The following is a 19953-nucleotide window of genomic DNA, read 5'->3' on the forward strand; positions in this document are numbered from 1 at the left end:
CTTCTTCGTTAGACGGGAAGCTGCAATGGCAGTTCGCTACGAGCTGCGCGGCGTCGAGTATCCCGGACAGCCTCGAACCATCTGGCGTTTCGGCGACCCCGAATGCCCGCTCCGCCTCGCCCAGGCTCCCCTGGGTATAGGCGGAGCGCCGATGGCTCATGTCCGGCAGGCCAACGCCCGCCAAGCCGGTGCCACCTACCGAGGCACCAACCGAGAAATCAACCCGATCAGCATCACCGTCCGCATCGGCCCCGTGAAGCCCGGCGAAGAAGCGTTCGACCTGTGGAGCACCTGGCGCGAAAGCCTCGGCGACGGAACCAATCTCGCCGAATGGCACGTCATCTCGCCCGGCGGCGGCAACCGCTGGCAGTACGTGCGGCTGGAGACGGCCATGTCCGATCCGCCGTACGAGCTGCTGGACACCGTCGGCTGGTGCACCGAGGACGCGGTCCTCGTCTCCGACGAATCCTGGTGGAACGGCAAGCCCGTCAATCCGCCGGCCTTCGCTCCTGACCAGTTCGCAGGCCGGAGCATCCGCAACGACGGCGACGTTCCTACGTGGCCGTTCTGGCGGCTCACTGGTCCCGGTGCGTTCTCGATCGGCGTCGGCACCGAAAAGGTGCTGCTGCCCAGGCTTCAGCCCAACGAGGCGTGGACGGTCGAGACGAACCCGGAGTTTCCGCACATCAAGGACTGGACCGGCAAGGACGTGTGGAGCAAGGCAGGCAACGTCGCTTGGTACCAGAGCGTGCCTCGGAAAACGACTGTGCCGCTGAATATTGAGGGCGTCGCCACCACAGCCGATAGCCGCGTCGCGGTGTGGCTACCGCAGAAGTATCAGCGGGCCGCCGCATGAGCGCCCCGACGTACGCCCCACCCAATCCGTTGTGGCGGCCGAACACCAAGACGCCGCCCGCGTTCGACATCACCGTCTTCAATCAGGACTACACCCAGTCCCGCCCGCTCGGCCCGTACATCAAGGTGCGGTTCGGCTGGTTCTGGAATGTGCCCGGCACCGCTACGATTCAGGTTCGCGCGGATCACCCGCTCGCGGCCCGGCTGATGCAGTGCAAGCGTGACGTTGTGCCGATCCGCACCTACTACAACGGGATCCCCTGGGACGGCCGCGTGATGTCCGCGACCATCGAGGGCAAGCCCGGCGAAGAGATCGTCACAGCCACGTGCGTTTCGAACCTGTACTGGCTGCTCACGATCCTCGCGTGGGTCAACACGACGTTCCCGCCGGAGGTCCAGATCGGACCGACGGGCAAGCAGGACATCATGTTCGGCCCGGCCGACTTCGTGTTCAAGTACTTCCTCGCGAAGAACGTCATCCGGCTTCAGAAGCCGGTCTACATGAAGCTGCCGATCCGCTACGAGATCCCCGAGCTGCCACAGCTGAAGGACCTCAAGACCCTCGATGACATCCTCGCCGCCATCGACGATCTGACCGCCGACCTGTGCATCATCTCGGCCCGGTTCACCCAGCTCGACGAGCTGTACAAGACGACAGTCGATTCCGCGGATCTCGGCCTGTCGTGCAACTTGTGGACCCCGAAGGACGGGCCCTCGCCGTGGGTGTTCAACACCGACACCCTCGCACGCCTGCAGAACGTCTTGGACCTGTCCGGAGACAACTTCTTCTGGTTCATGAACCCCGGCAACATCCTCGGCCTGGCCGACCCGGACCAGTGGGGCAAGGCGCAGAAGGCCGGATACGTCTTCGACACCCACAAGAAGCGTGACCGCCGCTGGATGCAGTGGCGTACTGACTCCGGCCACATTACCAGCTACACGCGCGGTGTCAGCCACCCGAAGGCGCACACCGCGATCGTCGGCGGCAAGGCCCCGGAATTCGTCAACCAGGTGGTCGAGTGGGCCGCGAACGCAGCCATCAAGGCGCTGCTGAACTGGCTGCTGCCCGGCGCAGCGCTCGGTGACATCCTCGTCGGCGACCTTTTCGACGACATCTTCTTCTCCTACCAGAAGTTCGACGACCACAAGCTGAAGGCCGACCTCGGCCCGCACGCGTTCGGTGAGATCTTCGTGGACAACACCTCCGCCTACTCGCTCGACGGGCCCGCTATCGGCATGGCCGGGCTCAAGGCCGCAGGAGGCGGCGAGTCGCTGAAGCTGGAAGTCCAGGCAGGCGGCATAGACGGGCGCGGATTCTCCTTCGGCGAAGACGACGGCTCCGGCCGCCGCTTCACGGTCGGCGACATCATGACCTTCTACGACCGGGGAACGGTCATCGAGGACTACATCTCCGCCGTCGAGGTCGAAGACTCCCGAAACGAGAAGTGCACCGAGTTCATCACCATCGGCGACGACGGCGAAGTCAAGGACGCCTGGGAAAAGCTCATCGACCGCATGAAGGGCTTCGCCGGCCTGTCGCGCGCCATCGCCAACGGCACCGGCTAATCCCACCGGGTGGGATAGAGCTCAACGCACGTGCCAGCAGTCCTTGTTGCTGGCGGAATCGAGCAGGAACGGGTAGTCGATAGTGCCGGTTGGGAATGGCGGCGTCATCGTCATCTCGGCCACATAGTTCGGATCTTGTTCAGCAGGAGATACGTGACACTTAGGGCGGGGATCGGCTGACATGCAGTCGCCGCGCCCGTCCGTTCCGTGCGCTACGAACACGCCTCCGATATCACTGCACGAAAGAACAACTGGCGCAGCTTCAGGAGCGTCGCTAGTCGTCGGCGACGGCGCGATCGTCGTGGTTGTTGCTCCGGTTGTGGTCGCCTGCGTAAACGGCGTCGGCGGGGCCGTCGTGGTCGGCGCGACGTCTCGGCTCGTCGAGGAGGTTGACGTAGTCGTGGTGGTGGTCGTCACGGCGGTCGGCGTGCTCGACTTGCTCGGCCCCAGCATCAACCCGGCAGCAATGAACACCGCGAACGACGCGACGAGTACAACAACTCCCGCGAGGCGAGAGCCGATGTGCAGCAGGCTGATTCGCCCGCGTATTAACGCGACCACGGCGACGAAGAACATCGCAATCGAAACGATCGCGAAAACTCCACCCAGTGCGTGCAGCACAGCAAGTCCCTTCGAAGGCCGTAGGCAAGGCCCCGACTTCTCCTGGCTGGCCAATTAGAGCATGCCCAGGATCTGGCGCGCGAGGGACTTGAGTCCCCAATTTGCACGTGTCCCCATGAATCAATCAAAAGGAGGTTCCACAGTGGGTTGGAACGGGGATCCCTTATGGCTTGCAGACGTTTTGCGCGCCGAAGGGCTGAAAGTCGTTGAATCGCCGAGATGGCGCGAGCGGGGTGAGGGCGACTTCCGGAACATCTGGGGAGTCATCTGCCACCACACCGGCGGCTCGCGCACCCCAGCGACCGAAATCATGTACGGCACACCGGCATTGCAAGGTCTGCTGTCACAAATTCATCTCGCCCAGGACGGCACGGCCACCCTGTGTGGCGTCGGCGTTGCCTGGCACGCCGGACAGGGTGAATGGCCGGGCCTGCCCGAGGACAACGCGAACTTCTACACCATCGGCATCGAGGCTGCGAACAACGGCACCGAAGGCTGGTCACCTCAACAGTACTGGGCGTACGTGAAGGTGTGCGCCGCGATCTGTCGCCGTCTCGGCTACGGCGCGGATCGCGTTATCGCGCACAAGGAATGGGCGGGGCGCAAGCAAGGCAAGTGGGACCCCGGCGCGCTCGACATGAACCGCTTCCGCGCCGACATCCAGGCGCAGATCGAACAACGAAACGGAGGCTTCCTCATGGCACTGTCCGAGGCCAAGCAGGACGAGCTGTACAACCTGATCACCAAGGAACTCGGCTACCGATTCCAGTCCCGCTACAAGGACGAGACCGGCCACCAGTCCGACTACCGCGACTCGCTGGTCGGCTACGTCCTCGAAAACGACAGGAAGGTCGAGTCTTTCGACCGCTGGCGGCGCGAGAAGGACGAACGAGACAAGGCCCTCGACGCCAAGCTCGACGCCATCCTCGGCAAGCTCGACGCCTGATCACCCCGTCCCTGAAGGAGACCCCGTATGGGTGACCATTCCCTGCCCGCGCCGTCGCAGACCGCGTACCCGTGGCGCGCGACCGTGCGCACCGTGTTCCAGGTCGTTGTTGCCCTGGCCACCCTGATCCCCATCGTCGTGGTCACCGGCGGTATCCCCGCCACAGGCGCGGTAGCGGTCGTTCTGGCCGCGTGCGCGGGCATCACCCGCGTCATGGCGCTACCCGCCGTCAACGAGCTGCTGGCCCGCTTCGCGCCGTGGCTGCTCGCAGAACCGCCAGCCTGACCCGTCACCGACCTCAGCCGCGGAGGCCGCCCCTGATTTTTCGGGAGGCGGCCTCCGCCGTTCCTGCCCATGAATGGGAGGCCGGGTGAGCACCATCGCCCCCTACATCAACGACATCCTCACCCTGGCAGGCGTTCTCGCGGGCGCATTGGGCGTCTGGCATGCCGCCCGCCTCAAGACCAGGGTGGAGGCCCGCAACGCCACCGCCGACGACGACATCGAACGCAAGCGGCTCGACGGCGACCACCTGAAGATGCTGCTCGACGCTCAGCGCGCGGACTTCGAGTCCATCGTCAAGCCGCTGCGCGACGACGTCGACAACCTCCGCAAGGAGGTCCGCGAACTGCACAGCGTCATCGACGCTCTGCGCGCCCGCTACCGCCTCGCCGTCGACTACATTCGCCAACTCCTCGCATGGGCGCGCACACAGCCCGGCAGCGAATCCGCGCCCCCGCCACCGCAACTCATCGCCGACGAGGTGCCCCTGTGAAGCGTCTTATCCCGCCGCCCGAGGTTATGCCGATCTTCGGCGGATTCGTCGACACGTTCCTCAAGAGCCTGTTCGGCATCACCTCCGCGCACGGTTCCGCCATCGCCCAGCTGGAATCTCGCCTCGCGACCGGCGCGTCCTACGTGGACAACTTCAACCGCAAAGAGTCGAACATGCTGGGCAACGGCTGGATTCAGGGCGGCACGGGCCAAGGCCTCGGCATCATCGACTTCGCCGCCCGCCTCGACAACCACGGCTTCTCGACTGGCATCCGCTACGCCATCTGCCCGCAGCTGATGAGCGAGGACAACCACTCGGTTGCTTCGATCGTCAATCCGGCCGGAGTGATGGACGGCTGCCCCACAGCGCTTTTCGTCCGCGCCAACGCCGACCTCACCGAGTTCGTCTACGCCAACATCTGGAAGCGTTCGATCCAGCTCGGGCGCGGCACCCGCAGCGGCGACACCTGGAAGTTCACCGTCTGGAAGACCTACGCCAAGGGCGTGCAGGAATCCGACACGGTCGAGCTGGTCGCCGAAGGCACCACCTATCGGGTGATCGTCAACCGCACCAGCGTGATCGAGCACACCGACACCTCCGGCTACCCGGTCGACGCCACTCACCGCACCGTCGGATTCTCCTCAGAGACCCGCTTCCAGGGCATCATCCCCAACTACTCGTGGGGCCTGGCCAGCTTCGTAGCCCGCTCGGGCATGGGCAATCTCGCCACCACCCACACCGCCGCCAACGAGGCACAGGAGACCGCCCGCAACGCCCAGAACGTCGCGACCTACGCGCAGACGACCGCGAACGGCAAGCCGAACTTCAGCGACATCCCGACCAATATCCCGCTGTGGCAGAACATCAACGCCATCGACGATCCCACGTTCCCAATCGCGCAGTTGGTCACCTGGACCGTCGTGTCCGGCGGATACAACGCGCCCGCTGTCGGTTCCGAGATTGGGACCCCGGACTACTTACCCAAGACCAGAGTCCTCGAGCTGGGTTTCATTCGCGCGACCCGCGACCGCGACTACAACACCGTCGGCATGATCACCGGCCGGGGCGGCTGGGGCTTCGACCCACAAGCGTTCGCCGTCGCCGTGTTCAAAATGGATTCTGGATCCGGCAATCTCTCGAAGATCTGGGACAGCGGCGACGTCAAGAACCAGATCACTGCCGCCGGTACGCAATTCCGGCTCACCATGCCCGCGATCAGGGCCAAGCAAGGTGACGTCTTCGCCGTCGGCGTGCTCCAGATCTCGCCAAGGCCAGGCACATCGAACCGGCCCTTCGCCTGCGTGCATCAGAGCCAGCCTGCGCAGCCGCCGGGCGTGTACCCGCGCAACATCTACGGCTACGTGAAGAACCTCGACACCATCCCTGACTTCATCACGGCATCCGATATCGAACAGGGCCCATGGATTCCCTGGTTCGTCCTCGGATAGCCGCCCGTTAAGGAGTCCCTCATGACCGTCCTGTTCGACCATTTCAGCGATCTCGGGGACGGGCCCGTCGACGGCCTCTGCGAGATATGGCGGCCCACCCTGAGCCCGGACGTCGACCGTGACGGTGTCACCACGCCGAACCGGGTCAGCGTCGCGATCGTCGGCGGGAACCTCACCACCTCGGATCTCGACCCTGGCCCCGCCAGAGTCATGCTGCGGCTCGGCGGCTGGACTCGTCCCTGCGACATCGTCATTCCACAGTCCGCGACGCCGGTTCGTCTCTCGCCGCTGTTCGGCCAGTTCGAAGCGCAGCCGCCTCCGGTGGTTTCCGAGGCGTGGCAGGCCGCTGACACTGCTCGCGCTGCCCGCGACGAAGCGGTCAAGGCAGTCGTTGGTGTCCGCGACATCAGCAAGGACGCCGCACAGGTCGCCGCGAACACGGCAACAACCGTCGCAGCACGTGACGTGGCCGTCGCGGCGCGCGACGACGCTGTCGCGGCACGCGCCGCGGCTGACGCGTCACGCGACACCGCCACCCAGCAGGCAGAAGCCGCAGCGACGAATGCCGCTGGCGCCGCTGCCGACCGCGCCGCTGCCGAGACCGCCAAAACCGACACTCTCACTGCCCGTGACGCGACTGTGGCAGCACGCGATATCGCGACCACAAGGGCGAGTGACGCAGAGAAGTCAGCGGCCGACGCACTAAAGGCCGCACAAGACGCGACAGCTGGCGGCGTACGTCCGAGCCGTACCATCACTACCGTCGGCGGACTGTCCGGCGGCGGCGACCTCAGCGCCGACCGTGCCCTGTCCATCGCACCGAACGGCATCACCAACGCGCACATCGCAGATGGCACGTTGTCGCAGACCAAACTTGCGTCATTGGGCCCGATCAGCGACGCCATCGACGCCCGCGAACTCGTCTCCCGAAGGGGATCCGCGAACGGGTACGCGTCGCTCGACGAAAGCGGCAAGGTGCCTGCGACGCAGCTGCCCTCTACCGACGCAGTGCCTGAGGGCACAGCGAACCGGTATTTCACCACCGGGCGCGTGGCATCGACTGTCGCGTCACTGTTCGGCTCGACAGCGGGCACCGTGGCGCAAGGGAACGATCCGCGGCTATCGGATGCCCGCACGCCGAAGGTGCACGCGCACAACATCTCCGACGTGACGGGCCTCAAGGCAGCCCTGGTGACAATCGGCATGACGTCCACGACGGCGATGCGCGGAGACGGGATCCAGGTTGTCGCGTCACTGCCGAGCACACCGATCTCCGGTGTCCTCTACTGCATTCCGGAGTAGCTGATGCCCCTCTACGTCGACTCGCGGAAGATCAAGGCGTTGAACTCGGGCGAGCGGAAGATCAGGGAAGTGTGGACCTGGAGCGGTGCAGCATGGGCGAAGGTGTACGCCTCGATGCCACCGTTCGGATTCGTCGACGAGTTCGACACCGACACCAATACCGGCATCGGCTCCGCCTGGACAGTAGTTTCTCAGACCGGTGCGGCGAAAGGCCGTGTAGCACAAGGGCACGCGATGGTAGGTGCGACAACGGCCGCTTTCAGCCCTGTGCGCGAGGCTGTTTGGTTCCGACCTACCGACGTCGTGGCTCCCCAGGATGGTGTCGCAATCCGATTCCGTCTGACCAACCCGACCCCGTACAACGCCGCGAACAACAACGACACCGTCGTGGCCCTGCGCGCGACGAACGACGACAGCAACCGGGACTGGATCGGCGTTGTCTGCTTCGGCGGGACAGCGTTGAAAGCCCAGATCTACACCTGTGTCGGCGGAACGACCACCCCGCAAGGCCCGGTGGGGGCACTACCGATGAATGTCGACCTCGAAATCAAGGCAGTGGGACGCTCGTTCACTCTGATTCGGCTCGACACCGGCGCCACGGTCACTTCCTGGTTCGACGACAGCAACGTCACCTACATGGACGCCGATCACCGCGCGTTCAAGGTGGCATTCAGCGGCAACTGCCCCAGCTTCCAAGGCCAGTACAACTCGCCGGGCCTGGACCGATTCGAGGCCCGGCTCCCAGAGAACCAATCGGTCGTTTAAATACATTGCCTGCCACCGCATTTCGGCATCTCGACACTGAGCCGCAGAGCGGCGCCGGTTCCTGGCCACGACGGGCCGACGACTGACCCTGGCCCAGCTCGGGCCGACCGGCTACCGACCACTGCGCGTCCGCGACACCTTGTTCTGATCCCTTCAACGACAGCGCTCTTGATGTCGGCGGCAGGTTCGTGCGCGTAGGGGGCCGACGGAACCGCAAACGGTTCTTCTCGAAGAAGTCTTTGCGAAGGACTGTTTGCGGTTTACAGTGTGCGGTGTGACTGACGCGAACACGGGACCGGATGGCTCGAAAGTCGAAGCAGGCGTGGTTGTTCTGGATGCGAAGGGGCTGCGCGTGTTGGCGCACCCGGTGCGCGTGCAGTTGGTGGGGTTGCTGCGGAGGTACGGCCCGTCGACGGCTACCCGCCTCGCGGAACGGCTGGGCGTCAATTCCGGTACCGCCAGCTACCATCTGCGCCAGCTCGGTGCGGCCGGTTTCGTCGAGGAGGACACCGAACGCGGTAATGCGCGCGAGCGCTGGTGGCGTGCAGCGCATCAGACGACGCAATTCGACAACACCGAGCTGACCGAGCAGGAGCCCGAGGCCACGTTCGCCTACATCCAGTCCGTCGCCGCCACCCACGCCCTGGACACTCAGCGGACGCTCAACGAGCTACTGACGATGCCCCGCGTGTGGCAGGACGCCTTCGGCATGAGCGACTGGGCCCTGCGGCTCACCTCCGACGAGGCGGAGGCCCTGGGCCAGGAGCTGTATGCGGTCATCGCTCGCTACCGCCGAGATACGCCGGAAGCGACAGCGAGCGCTCCCGAGGAGGCCGAACGGGTCTCGGTCATTATGCATCTGCTACCCGAGCTGGATGTGCCGCCCACAGGCGCCGGCCCAGTCCCCGGCGAACGCTAGGAACGGAGATGCGTTGTAACCGAAGAGGTTCGGACGTCCATAACATACCCGGCACACGGTCCTTCCGATGGTTGCACCGGCTCCTGGCTGCCATGGCTCGTTCCGCTGACCGATCCTCGGATCTCGACCGTCGCATTGCAATGGTTCGTGCTCGTCATGATCGACAGCTCCCCACCTGGTGGTCAAGGCGCTCCCCTGGGCATTGGTAGGCCGGACCTGTGAGCACGACTTCGGAAGGCATGCAGCCGACTTCGAGAATCGACCACAGCAGCGGCCGAGAAATGCACCGATACTCAGTCACCGGCTAGATGCGACACTGGCTGTGATCAGGGCTTTCCGCCAGCGGCGCACACTTGCCTCCGAGACGCCGACACGATCGGCAATGGCGTAGTTGGACAGGTCGGTCGCGCACATCAATTCCTCTGCGACATCACGCGGTTCGCGTGACGCATCGGGAACGACGGTCCGCTCGTCGGTGCCTGACGCAGCGAGGCGCTCCTGGACCGCAGGCGCGTACGGCTCCGTCAATGACTCGGGCGCAACAGCTTCCGCGTCATCGTCGCACGCGGGTGCGTCGTCTTGGCACCGGGGTGCGACGCTCCGCGGGCTGGAGTACTCAGCTGGGCACTGATCCGGGGGCTCATATTCCATCGGCGCCAGCGGTTGGGCCGACTCCCCTTGTGCGGCGCTTTCTGTCGGCGACACGGCACGGCGCGTCGCTGACGCATGACGCGCCAGGTGCACGGTCAGGTGCGTCACGGCGACGAGCGCGACCGGCGGGACCGCCGCGACAAGCGCGGCGATCTGCGCGGGCATCGGCCCTTCTGGAGTGATCGCGTCGAGAACGTTGCCAGCGATCGAGACGGCCGCGCCGGACCCGAGCATCGTCCATGCGTACGCCGAGCCTTGGATAGCGACCACAGCGACCGTGGCGACCAGGATCAGGCCATCGACAATGAGCGGCCACAGGACAGGGACCGCGACGCCAGACCGGCGGGCTACATCGCTGAGCGCGGCGAACGACAGGACCGACGAGAGCGCGGCGATGATGACCGTGCCTACAGCAGCTGTCCGGGAAGGGGAGAGCATCGGATTGGTTCCTTTCGGGCGCTGGTGGCGGCCAGCTCTATGCACTGATCGGACTTCCGGGCCTTGTCTTGTCCCACTCGATGACCTCCAGCGAATCCCACACCGGCTTGTTACCGATATAACGGATCGGCTTCGGCGCGGGGTGAGACTTCGTCGGCCGGTTTACGTAGGAATTCCAGGTGGTCACCTTGACCTTGAGGTAGTCGGCGCATTGCTGGCTTGTCCACCAGCGGCTCGGATCATCCGCTGCGGGCGTGGTCAACGAGGGCTCCTTACGACGTCGTGGCGTACATCCACCGAGTGTACGGGGCCGTTCGGAGCTGTAGACAGTCACGCTGCTGCGGGTGCCTTCACGACAGCGGGCGTCGCGGCGATCAGGCCGCCAGGATTGAGCACGTTCTGAGCACGGGTTGTGGCGACATAGGCCAACATCAATTCGTCCTTGAGCCGTTTCGTGCTGCGACGCAACGCTTCCTCCGGTGACTGCCCGTCATTGGAGCGACGTACCCGCCAGTCGTGCACATGCTTCGACACCTCCTCCCCCGTCGGGGTGACCCGCAACCGGCCTTCGTCGCCGATCCACGCCTCGGACTGCCGAATCGCTTCAGCCGCAGCCTCGACGCCCTCAGCCAGGTCCGAGGCGAGGTGCACGCTTGGCCATTCGCGCCCCTTGGCCTTGTGTGCCGTCGCGACGATCACGTCCGCGTCGTCCTCGCTCACTACGCCACCCAGTGCGGCACGCACCTTCGCCGTCCCATACTTGTCGATCAGCGTCACAAGTACTTTCCAGTCCGCCGAATCGGTCGAGTCGTTGGCGTGCTCGACAACCTGTTCCCAAGTACGGAACGCCGCCAGGTCGGCGAGACGCGGCCTCGTCGACCCCCGCCGTTGCTCGTTCATCAACAGGGCGGCGTCGTAGCAGAACTGGACGGCGTAGCGGTTGTCGCCCATGAGATGCACGCGGCGTCCGGCCGACTGGGCCGCCATCACATGTTCGATGGCCGTGGCGTTGGTCCGGGCCAGGGTGACGCGTAGCCCGCTCGCGGCGTGATCGACAACGCTTGCGCGACCGGGGTTTCCGGTCAACCGCAGATCGTCGCCGAGCCGGGCCAGCAGCGTGTTCGCGGCGTCCGCAACCGGCTGACCGAACCTCCACGACTGGGTGAGGCGGCCCTCGACAGCGTCGCTGACCTGCGTCATGTAGTCGGTCGCGCCAGTGAAGCCATAGATGGCCTGGGCCTGGTCGCCGACGGCCACGAGCTGCAAATGTGCCTGGTCGTCGATAATGCCCGCGAGGACCGGGCTCGTGTCCTGCGCTTCGTCCAACAGAACGACTCCGCCGTCCGGGCCGACCTTCGGCCGCTCCAGGGCGAACAGCTTCAGATAGTGGGAATGCCCGAATGCGACCGCAGTCCCATAAGGGTCCTGCAGATCGGCCCAAATGGCTTGTGCGACTGGGTAGACGAACTTAACGAGCTGGCTGTGCAGGTCGCGGTCGTCCATGCCCGGGATGCGAGCGATATGCCGCTTGGTCAGTTCCGGGTCCGCGCTCTTGCAGAATCGGTCGACCGCGCCGAGCGCGTGCCGGGTGACTTCGTACTCGGTGAGGGTGAAGGTCTCGCCGCCCACGTGCGCGAGGAACCGATCGACATTCAGCAGTGTGCCGGTCTCACCGATCGGGATGCGAGCACCCCTGCGCATCCGGTTCAGCAGCGGCGCGTGCCGGGTCTTCGCGAGACTCCGGTACGCGAGGGCGTGTGCGGTCGATGCCGAGATGCATTCGGGGAACTTGGCTTCCGCCTCCTGCGCGATGGACTTGTTGAAGGCGATGTACAGGCCGGCGCGCTCTTGGGACTGAACGATCTCGGCGAGCTGGGTGAGCGTGGTGGTCTTGCCGGTGCCCGCTCCAGCGCGGACGCGGATCGGCTGGCCGGTCTTGAACAGGTCGTGAATGTGCAGCTGTTCGGCGGTAGGTGCGAATGCGCTCATGGTGTGGTTCCTCTCGGGTGTGGGGTGGCGGCCCCGTGATGGGTGGCCGGGCCTGACGGGCAGGCCCGGCCTGGGTGGCGCTGGGATGGGTTACCGGCTGAGGGCGCGTTGGCCGCCGACGCCGGTTTGTCCGAGGTTCACGCGCTGGGCGGCAGCGGCGCCAGCGGATGCGGCGTTGCTGTCGTGCCGGGAGCGGTGCTTGACGTCGGCGTACTGCCCGCTGTTTTCGGCTTCGAAGGCAGCGGCGGCGCGCTTGGCATCGTCCATCAACACCAGCGCGGCGCTGGGCTCCGATTCCGTGGCTGCGGTGCTCTCCGCTTCCCGGAGGCGGGCTCCGACTCCGGTGTAGAAGCCGCGCATCCAGGACATCCGGTATGCCTTCACTCCAACGCTGGCATGGCTGTTGGGGCGTTGGCGGGCGGCTCCGGCGAGCATCTGCGGGCACAGGGTGGCGAACAGGACTCGCAGGCGTTCGATGTGTCCGGCTGTGCCGTAGGCAATTTGGCTGCTGTAGTCGCCCAGCATCAACGGTTCGCAGTGCAATTCGCGGGCGAGGATATGGAACAGGAATGCCTGCTCGCGCTGATACTGGCCGCCGAGCGTGAAGCGTGCCATTTCGATCGGGGCAGGGCCTTGGCCGCTGCGCTGGCGGGCTTGGGCTTCGTCGATGCCGTACTTGGCGATCAGCTCGAACGCCTTGGCGGTGAGGGCATCTGCCTCGGGGGTGCCTGCGACGCTCTCGGCTTTCGCGAGGAGCTTGCGGACCTTGTCGAACATGTCCTGGCCGGACGCATGGGTCATCTTCGTTGGTTCCCTTCGGGTTTCGACGGCGGCAGTCGTGTAGGGGTGGCGGCCCCAGGTCTTCGTGTGGGTTATCGAACGTTCAACTCGGCGTGTGCACGGATGGCCTTCTCGACGGCGTCTCGCGCTTCGGCGTCATCGCCGCAGCGGCCCAGCTCGATGATTGCCGCGTCCTCGCCGTATTCGACGGTCCACAGGTATGACCAGCGGTAGGACGAGAACTCGACCCTGCCGACGTATTGGCTGATAGCGACCGTGCTGCCGACAGAGCTGTGGTCGTGCCATTCGGCGCTGTAAACGAGTTGCATTGTGGTCCCTCTCGGTTCGAGGTGGCGGCCCCGTGATGGGGTGATCGGGCCTGACACACAGGCCCGACCTGAACTGGACTGGATTAGGGATTCGCCTTGGCGTTGTGTTCGCGGATCGCGTCCTCGGCTGCGTCTCGTGCGTCGAGCTCGTCCTCACGAAACCCCTTGTCGATGATCGTCGGGCCGACGTTTAACGCGACGAGCCAGATGAATGCACCCTCGCGGTGCACGTATCCGACTAGGCCGAAGTAGTCGGCGATTTCGAGCGAACTGCCCGGGCCGAGGTCTTGCCACTCGGCCGTGTGTGTCAGCTGCATTCTGGTTCCTTTCGAATCCCGGTGGCGGCCGGGCGGGTGTCTGATTGGCCGGGGCTCCGGACCCCGGCCTAACTTGTCAGCGGCGGGTGAACCGCCATTCCAGGCTGCCGTCGCACGCTGGCCGCAACTCGAGGTCGTGCCAGTTCGTGTCGTCGGCGATGGCGAAGTCCCCTTCGTGACGGGTGATCGTGGCGAGATACACGCCCGGCGTGCCCCACATGACGACGACCTGATCGCCGACTCTTAGTTCGCTGAACAAGACTTGTTCGATGGTGTAGTCGGTCGCGGTGCCTAGCTTGACCTCACCGCTCCCGGCTTCGTACGCGGTCAAGATGGGTGTGCTCGGCTAGAGCATCTCTGGTTCCTTTCGGGCTACGGTCGGGGTGGCGGCCCCGTTGTGCCGTACATGATCAGAATACATTATATTAATGTACGGCACAAACAGGGCCTTTACGACCTCACGGTCGGCGCGATCGCATATCCGATGTGACCGGGGCGCGTTCCGTAGTTGGCCATATCGAATCCGCGAAGTCCGGCAACGGTGGCAGTCGCGGTGCGGTAGTCCGCCACGGTGTGACGGATGTCGGCGACGCCGCTAACGGTGCGTACGACGGTGTATCGAGTGTTCATGGGTTGGTTCCCTTCGTTGCGGGGGTGGCGGCCCCCATGGCGTTGTTGCCACATGTGAATGTACATTAGTCTAATGTACGGCGCAAGCAGGCGATATAGGATGCGGATTGATCGAGGTGGGGATGGCCGGGCAGCACGGGAACCATGCCATCGGTCGCGGCGAAAAGATCTCGATGGGCTGGCAGTCCTGGGATACGTGCCACACGGCGGTAACGTTGAGAGGTAGCGCGAAAGTCGCTTCGTCACACCAGGACCGAGCAGGAAGGGAACCCTCACACCTGGCATCACACCCGCCGTGGCGGATCGGGTGGCCAAAACATTAAAACCCCTCGTAGAGAGGGGTTTTGACGTGGAGCCGGTGACGAGAATCGAACTCGCACTCTCAGCTTGGGAAGCTGATGTTCTACCACTAAACTACACCGGCGCTGCCCTGTGGGCGCTCGACAGAGATTAGCAGAAGCGTCGAGGCGGGAGCCAACTTCCCAGGTAAGACGTCGCGAGCTGCGGCTAAGGCTCGAGGACGTGCGATGAGATCGGGTCCCACGTGAAGGTGCCCTCGGTCGGATTCGCGTGGACCGACAGGAAATGCAGCGTGTTCACCGGGAGTGTGGCCGGGGTCCGGATGGTCGACAGAGCGTGCTCCAGTGCTGCCGAGTCCCGGTCGGCGATGCCGTAGCCGAGCGAGACGTGGGGCATCGCCGGAGGCGGGGGCAGCGGGCGGTCCGGTCCGAAAACCTCTGCGGCAGTGGTGCGGACGGCGCTCAGGAGCTGTTTCCATTGCGGGTCCTCGGCGGTGGCCATTCCAACGCCCAGTTCGTGGAACCAGGGTCCGGTCATCGGGAGCGCGAACGGGGAGCTGTCCGCGGCGATGGCGGCGAGCGCCGCGGTGAACCGGTCGAGTCGATCACCGGCTACTTCGTTGTGCCACCACGGGATTCGAGTCACCGTCGCATGCTGCCAGCGGGGCTGCACTGCGGCGCAACCGTCGAATTCGGCGATCGCGTCGATCGCGGGCTGCACCGCGGTCGTGAACCCGGTGTCCGGGAAGACGTAGACATGCAGTGAGCCGTGAAGTTCCGGCCAGTCGAAATGGGTCGATTCGAAGAAGTTCCGCACGGAAACGGATCCTATGGCGTGCGGGTATGCGCTACCACTCTCGGCAGCGGGCGGTACGTCCCGAGAACGATACCGGGGTGCCGAGAATCCTTCGGGCGGTACGACTTCAGGGCGATGTCGGCCGGGGTGTGGCGGCGAGACGATGGCTGTGCGAGGGCCGGACGACAGGGAGGTGGCGGCGATGACCGGGAAATCGGGTGTGTACATCGGGGCCAGCGCGGCGGAGCTGGAGGAGAGCGGGGGTGTGGACAAAGCGGCGGGGCTGATCAGTCAGAAGGCGTTGTTCCATCGACGGGGACCGATCACGCTCGCCGGGGACGCATTGGTGTTGTCGGACTGGGGAGACGGGGGCGATCTTGTGTTGCGACGGACGGATATCGCTGCGGTGGAACGGAAATACACCGATCTGTACGGGCGGTTCATCGGTGGGTTGCTGGATTCCGGTAAACCGCTGATTCTGAATACCGCACCGGCCGGGGTGATCTATTTGTTGATCGATCGCAAGGAGTTTCTGGAGAGCACCAGGAACAAGGAATGGGGGTCAGCCATCACCCAGTGGCTCGGATGAGTCGTCCTCGCCGACGACCGGGCTCACCATCCACAGCCACCATCCCGACCGTGGGAACTGCAGGGTGAACGAGGTGATGTGATACTGCCGCGTGGCGCGGGTGATGGGATCGATGTGAGTGAGAAACCGCATTGCTCCGAGGTTTTCGGGCTGATTGTTCCACATGTCATGCCACCCCGGGGCCCGACTGCAGGCGCGGATGATCGACTCGTATACATCCTGGGCCATAAACCCCGTCGGCATCACCTTCAGCGAATACACGAAGTTATGCGCGAACTGTTCCCATTCGACGATCACCTCTCGGGAGACCGGATCCAGCAGCAGCCATTCCACGATGGTGTTGCCCGGTCCCAGGCCTGGGACCGCCTGGCGGGCGGCGGCATTCGCCGCCGTCACCCGCCAGGTACGTACGTCCTGATAGAACGCGGGGGTCGAAATGGCTTCCAGCGCCGACATCTCATGCGGGATGGGTTCGTCGTAATCCGGCAACTGCGGATTGCTGTACAGATTGGTAAAAGCCCGTGCCTGCGTCGGTTCGATTTTCAGGGCGGTGAGCAGCGCGGCGAGCACGCTCTGGGTGATGGGGCGTTTGTTGCGCTCGATGGCCGAAAGGGTCTCCTCGGAGATCGCGACCATTTTGGCCAGTTCACCCTGCGTGAGCTTGGCATTGATCCTGAACTCGCGGACGTAGGAGCCCAAGTTCCGAACTGACGACATCGAAAAGATCCCTTACTCCGACCCGGACAATCTGTACGGGTCGCAACCGTTGACTCCAGCTCGGCAACTATCCAATGCTGTAGGCGGTCAGGCAAACGAGCCTGGCCCGAACCGGGGGTCGGGGCGGGCGTCCGGCTCACCGGAGGGGAGAGCCGGGCGTCCGCCCCGTCGGCTGCGCCGACCCGGGCCGGGGTCGTGCGGCCCAGGGGATTACGGCTTGTGCCGCTGGGGGCGGGGCAGGTGCAAGCCGAAGTAGACGGCCGCCATGCGCAGAGCGAAGACCAATCCGGCCGAGACCATCGCCGCCGGGCCCGGGCCCGAGCCCAGCTGATGCATGCAGAGGTAGCACACGGCGCCGATCAGGGCGGCGATGGCGTAGACGTCCTCGCGCAGCAGCAAGGGTGGGAATTCGCCGCACAGCACGTCGCGGACGACCTCGCCGGTTACGCCGGTCATCACCGACAAGATGATTACGGCCACGGGAGTCGCGCCCGCCTCGATTGCCGCGCGGGCACCGATCACCGTCACCACCGCCAGGCCGATGGCATCGACCACCAGCAGCGATTTCCGCGGCAGCGTCCAGAACCGCAGATAGGCGATGGTCGCGAACCCGACCCCGCCGATCACGGTCAACAGCACCCAATCGTGGGTCCAGTACAGCGGGTATCGCCCGAGGATCACATCCCGGAGCGTGCCGCCGGAGATCGACGCCGCGAATGCCAGGGCGAGACCGCCGAACGGATCCATATTGGCTCGATACGCGGCCAGCACCCCGCTCGCGGCAAAGGCCGCGACACCGACCAGATACAGCACGTGCAGCATGCGCACATGATGTCAGCAACCTTTCGGCGGCCCGCTCCCCGATGCCCGGCGCCGAGGTAGACGCACTACGCTCTGTCGACGTGCTGCTTTCCGATCGCGATATTCGTGCCGAACTGGCCGCTGGCCGGCTCGGGCTGGAGCCGTTCGACGAGAAGCTGGTGCAGCCGTCGAGTATCGATGTGCGGCTGGATCGGATGTTCCGGGTGTTCAACAACACTCGCTACACCCATATCGATCCGGCACAGCGACAGGACGAGCTGACCACCCTCGTGGAACCCGCTGACGGTGAGCCGTTCGTGCTGCACCCGGGCGAGTTCGTGCTGGGCTCGACCCTCGAGGTGTGCTCGCTGCCCACCGATCTGGCCGGGCGGCTGGAGGGGAAGTCGAGCCTGGGCCGCCTCGGCCTGCTCACCCATTCCACGGCCGGATTCATCGATCCCGGATTCAGCGGGCACATCACCCTGGAACTGTCGAATGTGGCGAATCTTCCGATCACGCTCTGGCCGGGGATGAAGATCGGTCAGCTGTGCCTGTTCCGGTTGTCCAGTCCGGCGGAGAATCCGTACGGGAGCGCCGCGGCCGGATCCAAGTATCAGGGCCAGCGCGGACCCACCCCGTCGCGCGCCTATCTGAACTTCTCCCGGTCGAACCCTTCCTGAATCGCGGCGCGCCCTGCGGGCGCCCTCAGCGCGGCGGTAGCACGTGTGCGCCGGACTTGTCGGTGGACAGCGCCAGCGAGCTGATGTACTGGATCTCGCCGGCGGGTCCCGGAACCGCCGAGGCGATCATGTCGGGGCGTTCGAAGTCGATTCCGGTGACATGGCAGGTCAGCGTCTCGCCCGACGGGTTGCCGTGCTCGTCGTGCATCGGCAGTTCGATACCGTCGCCGGTGCGGCGCAGGTAGTAGCGGCCCTTGGTGGCCAGGGCCATGAGCGGCGTCGCGGCGAATGCGACGACGACCGCGACGATCGGCGAATACGGCTTCAGGGTCGCGCCGAAGACGCCGAAGAATGTCATGATCGACAGCACCGCCGACAGACCGAAGCTCACCGGCCCCACGGGATTCACGTTGTAGAGCATGCCCCGGCGGAACTCCGGCTGCTTCGGGGAGATCTTCAGCAGATACTTGTTGACCGCGATATCCGTTGCGACGGTGACGATCCAGGCGATGCCACAGTTGGCGTAGAAGCCGAGGATGTTGTTGAGGAAGTCGAACATGTTGGCTTCCATCAGGATCAGCGCGATCGCCAGATTCAGGCCGAGGAATACCAGGCGCCCGGGATAGGTCTTGGTGACCCGGGTGAAGGAGTTCGTCCACGCCAGCGAGCCCGAATACGCGTTGGTCACATTGATTTTGATCTGGCTGATCACCACCAGCACCACCGCGAGCGTCATCGCCAGCCAAGACGGAACCATATCGCGGTAGATCTCCAGGAACTGATGCACCGGCTGATTCGCGATATCCTGTGCACCAGGCAGATTCGCGATCAGGTAGACCGCCAGGAACAGACCGACCACCTGTTTGATCGCACCGAAGACCACCCATCCCGGTCCGGCCAGTAGCATCCAGCCCCACCATTTGCGGGAGTTCTCCGGGGTTCTCGGCGGCATGAAGCGCAGATAGTCGATCTGCTCGGCGATCTGGGCGATCAGCGACAGGCATACACCGGCCGCCCCCAGCATGCCCGCGACGCTCACGGCATTACCGTCCTTGCCGCCGTAGGCGAAGAACGATCCGACCGAATTCGGGTGGCGCACCACGAGAAAGACGAACGGCAGCACCATCAGCAGCAACCACAGCGGGGTGGTCCACACCTGCAACTTGGCGAGGGTGTTCATGCCGTAGATGACCAGCGGGAAGATCAGCAGCGTCGACACCAGATAGCCCAGCCACAGCGGGATGTGCAGACCCAGATTCAGGCCCTGCGCCATGATCGAGCCCTCGGTGGCGAAGAAGATGAAGGTGAACGAGGCGAACACCAGATTGGTGATCACCGAGCCGTAGTAGCCGAATCCGCTGCCGCGGGTGATGAGGTCCAGGTCGATGTTGTAGCGGGCGGCATAGTAGGCCAGCGGAAATCCGGTGAGCATGACCACGACCGCGAAGATACCGATGCCCAGCAGGGCGTTACCGGTGCCGTTGGCGATGCCGATATTCGCGCCGATGGAGAAGTCGGCCAGGTAGGCGATGCCGCCCAATGCGGAGACACCGACCACCGCCGGGCTCCATTTGCGGTAACTACGCGGCGCGAAACGCAGCGTGTAGTCCTCGAGCGTCTCCTTCGTCGCGGCGACCGAATTCGCCTGCCGCGGCTGCACGTCGACCATTTGCACTCCTCACTCCCACCCGTCGCGAGCGGGGTTCGGAATTCGAGAGTCATGGGTGAATGTAGAGTCAC

24 protein-coding genes and 1 tRNA gene are annotated in these 19953 nt (G+C 64.8%); 11 read left to right on the plus strand and 14 right to left on the minus strand.

All coding sequences use genetic code 11. The features are described 5' to 3' along the window. Nucleotides 1–25: 25 nt before the first annotated feature. Together ACIA76_RS13435 and ACIA76_RS13440 are read left to right on the plus strand one after the other, a co-directional pair. Nucleotides 26–856: a hypothetical protein gene (locus ACIA76_RS13435; RefSeq protein ID WP_397152054.1), complete on the plus strand. Its 831-nt coding sequence runs from the start codon at nt 26–28 to the stop codon at nt 854–856. After that, on the plus strand, nt 853–2421 hold the full coding sequence (locus ACIA76_RS13440; protein WP_397152056.1) for a hypothetical protein: 1569 nt from the start codon (nt 853–855) through the stop codon (nt 2419–2421). The genes ACIA76_RS13435 and ACIA76_RS13440 overlap by 4 nt, the downstream gene beginning before the upstream one ends. 21 nt (nt 2422–2442) lie before the next feature. Here ACIA76_RS13440 and ACIA76_RS13445 read toward each other — a convergent pair whose 3' ends face one another. After that, nucleotides 2443–3042, minus strand: coding sequence for a hypothetical protein (locus tag ACIA76_RS13445; RefSeq protein ID WP_397152058.1), 600 nt, complete (start codon nt 3040–3042; stop codon nt 2443–2445). 142 nt (nt 3043–3184) lie between these two features. Here ACIA76_RS13445 and ACIA76_RS13450 point away from each other — a divergent pair, with 142 nt between their 5' ends. From ACIA76_RS13450 to ACIA76_RS13480, 7 genes are all read left to right on the plus strand, one after another. Continuing rightward, the gene (locus ACIA76_RS13450; protein WP_397152060.1) at nt 3185–3988 is read left to right on the plus strand and encodes an N-acetylmuramoyl-L-alanine amidase; all 804 of its coding nucleotides are present in this window, start codon (nt 3185–3187) and stop codon (nt 3986–3988) included. Between the two features lie 27 nt (nt 3989–4015). Next, nucleotides 4016–4273, plus strand: coding sequence for a hypothetical protein (locus ACIA76_RS13455; protein ID WP_397152062.1), 258 nt, complete (start codon nt 4016–4018; stop codon nt 4271–4273). A gap of 85 nt (nt 4274–4358) precedes the next feature. After that, nucleotides 4359–4763 carry a hypothetical protein gene (locus tag ACIA76_RS13460; RefSeq protein ID WP_397152065.1) on the plus strand — a complete coding sequence of 135 codons (405 nt, stop codon included), beginning with the start codon at nt 4359–4361 and terminating at the stop codon, nt 4761–4763. After that, nucleotides 4760–6211, plus strand: coding sequence for a hypothetical protein (locus ACIA76_RS13465; RefSeq protein WP_397152067.1), 1452 nt, complete (start codon nt 4760–4762; stop codon nt 6209–6211). Before ACIA76_RS13460 ends, ACIA76_RS13465 begins: the two co-directional genes overlap by 4 nt. A 21-nt stretch (nt 6212–6232) precedes the next feature. Further along, nucleotides 6233–7513, plus strand: coding sequence for a hypothetical protein (locus ACIA76_RS13470; RefSeq protein WP_397152068.1), 1281 nt, complete (start codon nt 6233–6235; stop codon nt 7511–7513). A gap of 39 nt (nt 7514–7552) precedes the next feature. Next, nucleotides 7553–8278, plus strand: a complete 726-nt coding sequence (locus ACIA76_RS13475; protein ID WP_397152069.1) for a hypothetical protein — start codon at nt 7553–7555, stop codon at nt 8276–8278. 274 nt (nt 8279–8552) lie between these two features. Beyond that, nucleotides 8553–9197 carry an ArsR/SmtB family transcription factor gene (locus ACIA76_RS13480; RefSeq protein WP_397152070.1) on the plus strand — a complete coding sequence of 215 codons (645 nt, stop codon included), beginning with the start codon at nt 8553–8555 and terminating at the stop codon, nt 9195–9197. 297 nt (nt 9198–9494) lie between these two features. Here ACIA76_RS13480 and ACIA76_RS13485 read toward each other — a convergent pair whose 3' ends face one another. The 10 genes from ACIA76_RS13485 to ACIA76_RS13530 form a co-directional block, all read right to left on the minus strand. Continuing rightward, a complete protein-coding gene (locus ACIA76_RS13485; protein ID WP_397152071.1) occupies nt 9495–10286 on the minus strand; it encodes a DUF2637 domain-containing protein in 792 nt (263 codons plus the stop codon). Between the two features lie 37 nt (nt 10287–10323). Next, nucleotides 10324–10548, minus strand: a complete 225-nt coding sequence (locus tag ACIA76_RS13490; protein ID WP_397152072.1) for a helix-turn-helix transcriptional regulator — start codon at nt 10546–10548, stop codon at nt 10324–10326. Nucleotides 10549–10616: 68 nt separating this feature from the next. After that, the gene (locus ACIA76_RS13495; protein WP_397152073.1) at nt 10617–12275 is read right to left on the minus strand and encodes a UvrD-helicase domain-containing protein; all 1659 of its coding nucleotides are present in this window, start codon (nt 12273–12275) and stop codon (nt 10617–10619) included. Between the two features lie 90 nt (nt 12276–12365). After that, the gene (locus ACIA76_RS13500; RefSeq protein ID WP_397152074.1) at nt 12366–13076 is read right to left on the minus strand and encodes a DUF2786 domain-containing protein; all 711 of its coding nucleotides are present in this window, start codon (nt 13074–13076) and stop codon (nt 12366–12368) included. 71 nt (nt 13077–13147) lie between these two features. Then, the gene (locus ACIA76_RS13505; RefSeq protein WP_397152075.1) at nt 13148–13384 is read right to left on the minus strand and encodes a hypothetical protein; all 237 of its coding nucleotides are present in this window, start codon (nt 13382–13384) and stop codon (nt 13148–13150) included. 83 nt (nt 13385–13467) lie between these two features. Continuing rightward, nucleotides 13468–13701 carry a hypothetical protein gene (locus tag ACIA76_RS13510; RefSeq protein ID WP_397152076.1) on the minus strand — a complete coding sequence of 78 codons (234 nt, stop codon included), beginning with the start codon at nt 13699–13701 and terminating at the stop codon, nt 13468–13470. Nucleotides 13702–13777: 76 nt separating this feature from the next. Next, nucleotides 13778–14032 carry a hypothetical protein gene (locus tag ACIA76_RS13515; RefSeq protein WP_397152077.1) on the minus strand — a complete coding sequence of 85 codons (255 nt, stop codon included), beginning with the start codon at nt 14030–14032 and terminating at the stop codon, nt 13778–13780. Between the two features lie 119 nt (nt 14033–14151). Next, entirely contained in the window at nt 14152–14331 is a 180-nt protein-coding gene (locus tag ACIA76_RS13520; protein WP_397152078.1) for a hypothetical protein, read from the minus strand. Between the two features lie 350 nt (nt 14332–14681). Beyond that, nucleotides 14682–14755, minus strand: a tRNA-Gly gene (locus ACIA76_RS13525). A gap of 83 nt (nt 14756–14838) precedes the next feature. Beyond that, nucleotides 14839–15447: a 2'-5' RNA ligase family protein gene (locus tag ACIA76_RS13530; protein WP_397152079.1), complete on the minus strand. Its 609-nt coding sequence runs from the start codon at nt 15445–15447 to the stop codon at nt 14839–14841. 181 nt (nt 15448–15628) lie between these two features. Here ACIA76_RS13530 and ACIA76_RS13535 point away from each other — a divergent pair, with 181 nt between their 5' ends. Continuing rightward, nucleotides 15629–16015 carry a hypothetical protein gene (locus ACIA76_RS13535; RefSeq protein ID WP_397152080.1) on the plus strand — a complete coding sequence of 129 codons (387 nt, stop codon included), beginning with the start codon at nt 15629–15631 and terminating at the stop codon, nt 16013–16015. On the opposite strand, the gene ACIA76_RS13540 is transcribed toward ACIA76_RS13535, so the two are convergent. Then, entirely contained in the window at nt 15989–16732 is a 744-nt protein-coding gene (locus ACIA76_RS13540; protein ID WP_397152081.1) for a helix-turn-helix domain-containing protein, read from the minus strand. The genes ACIA76_RS13535 and ACIA76_RS13540 overlap by 27 nt on opposite strands. A gap of 210 nt (nt 16733–16942) precedes the next feature. Then, nucleotides 16943–17554: a trimeric intracellular cation channel family protein gene (locus ACIA76_RS13545; RefSeq protein WP_397152082.1), complete on the minus strand. Its 612-nt coding sequence runs from the start codon at nt 17552–17554 to the stop codon at nt 16943–16945. An 80-nt stretch (nt 17555–17634) separates the two neighbouring features. Here ACIA76_RS13545 and dcd point away from each other — a divergent pair, with 80 nt between their 5' ends. Further along, nucleotides 17635–18213: a dCTP deaminase gene (dcd, locus tag ACIA76_RS13550; RefSeq protein WP_397152083.1), complete on the plus strand. Its 579-nt coding sequence runs from the start codon at nt 17635–17637 to the stop codon at nt 18211–18213. Between the two features lie 25 nt (nt 18214–18238). On the opposite strand, the gene ACIA76_RS13555 is transcribed toward dcd, so the two are convergent. Further along, nucleotides 18239–19882, minus strand: coding sequence for a purine-cytosine permease family protein (locus ACIA76_RS13555; protein ID WP_397152084.1), 1644 nt, complete (start codon nt 19880–19882; stop codon nt 18239–18241). Between the last annotated feature and the right edge of the window lie 71 nt (nt 19883–19953).

The sequence above is a fragment of the Nocardia sp. NPDC051570 genome, from assembly GCF_044454005.1.
In the GTDB taxonomy this organism is placed as follows: domain Bacteria; phylum Actinomycetota; class Actinomycetes; order Mycobacteriales; family Mycobacteriaceae; genus Nocardia.